Below are 3,578 nucleotides of genomic sequence, written 5' to 3' on the forward strand. Positions count from 1 at the left end.
TTATCTACTCTTTTCAATCATGGACAAAGCTAGTGCTTCCGCGGCTTTTATGCCATCAATCCCAGCAGATAAAATGCCACCTGCGTAACCCGCGCCTTCACCTGCAGGGTATAAACCTTGAGTGTTAATGCTTTGCATACTCTTATCGCGCTTGATACAAATAGGTGATGAAGTACGGGTTTCTACTCCAGTTAATAAACCATCGTTAGTTGAAAAACCGCGGATTTTTTTATTAAACGCAGGGATTGCTTCACGGATTGCGTCAATAGCAAAACGTGGTAATACTTTCGATAAATCCGTTAATTTAATGCCTGGCGTGTATGACGGTTTTACATCACCTAATTCACTCGAATCTTTACCCTTTAAGAAGTCACCGATAAGCTGCGCAGGTGCGTCGTAATTACTACCGCCAAGTGCGTAGGCCTGCTCTTCTAATTTACGTTGTAACTCTATACCAGCAAGTGGATCACCAGGGAAATCTTCATCAGGGGAAATCCCTACCACAATCGCGCTGTTGGCGTTACGTTCACTACGTGAGTACTGGCTCATTCCATTGGTTACTACTCGGCCTTCTTCAGATGTGGCTGCTACGACAGTACCGCCTGGACACATACAAAAACTGTAAACTGTACGGCCGTTATCACAATGATGAGCGAGTTTATAATCGGCAGAGCCTAGAATCGGGTTACCCGTATTAGGCCCAAAACGACATTCATCAATCATTGATTGTTTGTGTTCAATTCTAAAACCAACAGAAAATGGTTTTGCTTCTACATAAATACCCTTGTTGTGAACCATTTGGAATGTATCACGGGCGCTGTGGCCAACTGCTAATATTACGTGTTTGGTATTGAGCTGCTCACCGCTAGAAAGCTGTAACCCTGTAACTTGACCATTTTCAAGTAAAATATCGTCAACTCGAGTGCTAAAACGGATTTCACCACCGAGCTCTACAATATGCGCACGCATTTTCTCAATCATGGTCACTAGTTTAAAAGTGCCAATGTGGGGTTTACTTACATAGCGAATTTCATCAGGAGCACCTGCTTTAACAAACTCTGTGATCACTTTACGACCATAGTGCTTGGGATCTTTGACTTGGCTGTATAGTTTTCCGTCGGAGAAAGTACCCGCACCACCTTCTCCAAACTGCACGTTAGATTCGGTGTTTAAGGCGCGTTTACGCCAAAAACCAAAGGTATCTTTAGTGCGCTCGCGCACTTCTTTACCGCGCTCTAATATAATGGGATTAAACCCCATTTGAGCAAGTACAAGCCCTGCAAATAACCCACACGGACCAAAGCCAATAACCACTGGGCGTTCTGTTAAGTTTATAGGTGCTTGGCCGACAAATTTATAACTTGTATCTGGTGCGAGTTTGACGTGTTGATCTGTACTAAACTGAACAAGTAATGCGGCTTCATTATCAATTTCAATATCTAAGGTATAAATAAGTAATATGGCCGTTTTTTTACGGGCATCGTAACCACGTTTAAAGATATTAAAGCTATGTAGTTGTGTTTTTTCTACTCCTAACTTACTGATTATAGCTTGTTCAAGTGCTTGTTCATCATGATCAAGAGGAAGCTTTATTTCTGTTAAACGTATCATAGTGGGATCTCAATTAAGTGTCTTAGCGAATAATTAATTAAATCGCTCACAAGATTGAGCATATTACGTTAAATTAAGCTGTGATGGCAGTGATTATTTATTGTATTTTTGTGGCGGTTGGGTATTATTCGCCTTCGTTTACTTCGTAATTTTGAGCATATAAAAAAATGGCTTTTGTCGTTACTGAAAACTGTATTAAATGTAAGTACACCGATTGTGTAGCTGTTTGCCCAACCGATGCGTTTTACGAAGGCCCCAACTTTTTGGCAATTAGTCCTATCGATTGTATTGATTGTGGTTTATGTGTACCCGAATGCCCTGCAGAAGCGATTTATCAAGAAGGTGAATTGCCTGATGGGCAAAAAAACTTTACTGAATTAAACGCAGAGCTAGCATTACTTTGGCCGCGGATCACGCAAATAAAACTAGCCCCAATAGATGCCGACAGCTGGAATGGTGTTGCTAATAAACTAAAACTAATTGAAATTTAAGTAATCCCTGCCTTATTTAAGTTGTTTTAAATGTAATCTAATTAAACGATTAATTATTTTAAAATTAATCGTGACATTAATCTTCGTCCTAATTACATCTAAATTTTGCGTTAGTCCTAAATTAACGGCAAACGTATTATCTAATGAGATTCTTTTATAAAACCCATATTATTAACTAACTATGGCGATACATGTGATGGCTTTAAGCATAAAGCTGAAGGGTGAGGGTGAATGGACATAAATCAGATAAAGTATATTGTTAAGCGTGAAAGAGTCGTATTAAATAGAGTAAGCGTATTTGTGTTACGTTTTGAGATGTTAAAAATGAGCACCCTCTAGGCGGGCGCTCAAATTTATAATGATATATTTAAGGTGTATAATAAATCGGCGAACCGGGGCCTACTGGGAAGCCAAATACGAAAACCCATAAATAAAAGAGCACCACCCAGCCTACAAAAAAGATCATACTGTATGGCAGCATAGTCGCGACTAAGGTACCAATGCCCATATTCTTTTTATACTTTGTTGCAACAGCGAGTATAAGTCCAAAATAACTCATCATTGGGGTGATAAGGTTCGTTACTGAATCACCAATACGATAAGCTGCTTGAATAGTTTCTGGTGCATAACCAATTAGCATGAGCATAGGAACGAAAATAGGTGCAGTCACTGCCCATTGTGCTGATGACGATCCTAAACTTAGGTTTACTAAGGCACACATTATTATAAACAGTACAAATACCTCAGGCCCTGTTAGGTTTAGAGCTTGTAAAAGTGCCGCGCCATTAATTGCTAATATAGTGCCTAAATTGGTCCACTTAAAAAATGCTACAAACTGCGCTGCAAAAAATACCAGTACAATATATAAGCCCATTGAGCTCATACTTTTACTCATTGCATTTATTACATCTTTATCATTTTTCATCGTGCCGACTACTCGACCATAAACAAAACCAGGAATACCAAAAGTAACAAATATAAATACCACAATTCCTTTAAGAAAAGGGGAGTGGGCTACTAAGCCTGTTTCTGGGTTACGTAAAATGCCATCATCAGGAACGATGGTCCACGCCAGTAATAATGAAACGATTAATAACGATAAACCTGCCCATTTTAAGCCTGATTTTTCTTTACTTGTTAATCCGCTTATATCGTTGTTAGGTAAATCATTACTGGCTTCATCAGGGTTATATTTTCCTAATCGTGGCTCAACTATTTTTTCTGTTACTAAGGTGCCAAGTACTGCAATGAGTAACACTGATATCATCATAAAATACCAGTTGGCTTCTGCACCGACTTGGTAGTTAGGATCGATCATTTGTGCTGCGGGTGTGGTGATACCAGCAAGTAGTGGGTCAATTGTGCCTAACAGTAAGTTTGCACTATAGCCGCCTGAAACCCCGGCAAAAGCAGCGGCTAAACCAGCAAGTGGGTGACGACCAAGGCTGTGGAATATCATTGCAGCTAGGGGGATCA

3 protein-coding genes are annotated in these 3,578 nt (G+C 39.8%); 1 reads left to right on the forward strand and 2 read right to left on the reverse strand.

The features are described from left to right. On the reverse strand, positions 1–1,611 hold the full coding sequence (locus ACT3RM_RS17240; RefSeq protein ID WP_441836621.1) for an NAD(P)/FAD-dependent oxidoreductase: 1,611 nt from the start codon (positions 1,609–1,611) through the stop codon (positions 1–3). Positions 1,612–1,778: 167 nt separating this feature from the next. On the opposite strand from ACT3RM_RS17240, the gene fdxA reads away from it, so the two are divergent. Further along, positions 1,779–2,102, forward strand: coding sequence for a ferredoxin FdxA (gene fdxA / locus ACT3RM_RS17245; protein ID WP_441836622.1), 324 nt, complete (start codon positions 1,779–1,781; stop codon positions 2,100–2,102). Between the two features lie 367 nt (positions 2,103–2,469). On the opposite strand, the gene ACT3RM_RS17250 is transcribed toward fdxA, so the two are convergent. Then, on the reverse strand, positions 2,470–3,578 hold a 1,109-nt coding region (locus tag ACT3RM_RS17250; protein WP_444511459.1), incomplete at its 5' end, for an AbgT family transporter.

Origin of the sequence: Pseudoalteromonas sp. AOP7-A1-14 (genome assembly GCF_052376275.1) — a bacterium.
Taxonomy (GTDB): domain Bacteria; phylum Pseudomonadota; class Gammaproteobacteria; order Enterobacterales; family Alteromonadaceae; genus Pseudoalteromonas.

Excerpts from the sequence above, each read along its gene's own strand:
- fdxA (WP_441836622.1), top strand. The coding sequence starts at position 1,779 with ATGGCTTTTGTCGTTACTGAAAACTGTATTAAATGTAAGTACACCGAT.
- ACT3RM_RS17240 (WP_441836621.1), bottom strand. The coding sequence starts at position 1,611 with ATGATACGTTTAACAGAAATAAAGCTTCCTCTTGATCATGATGAACAA.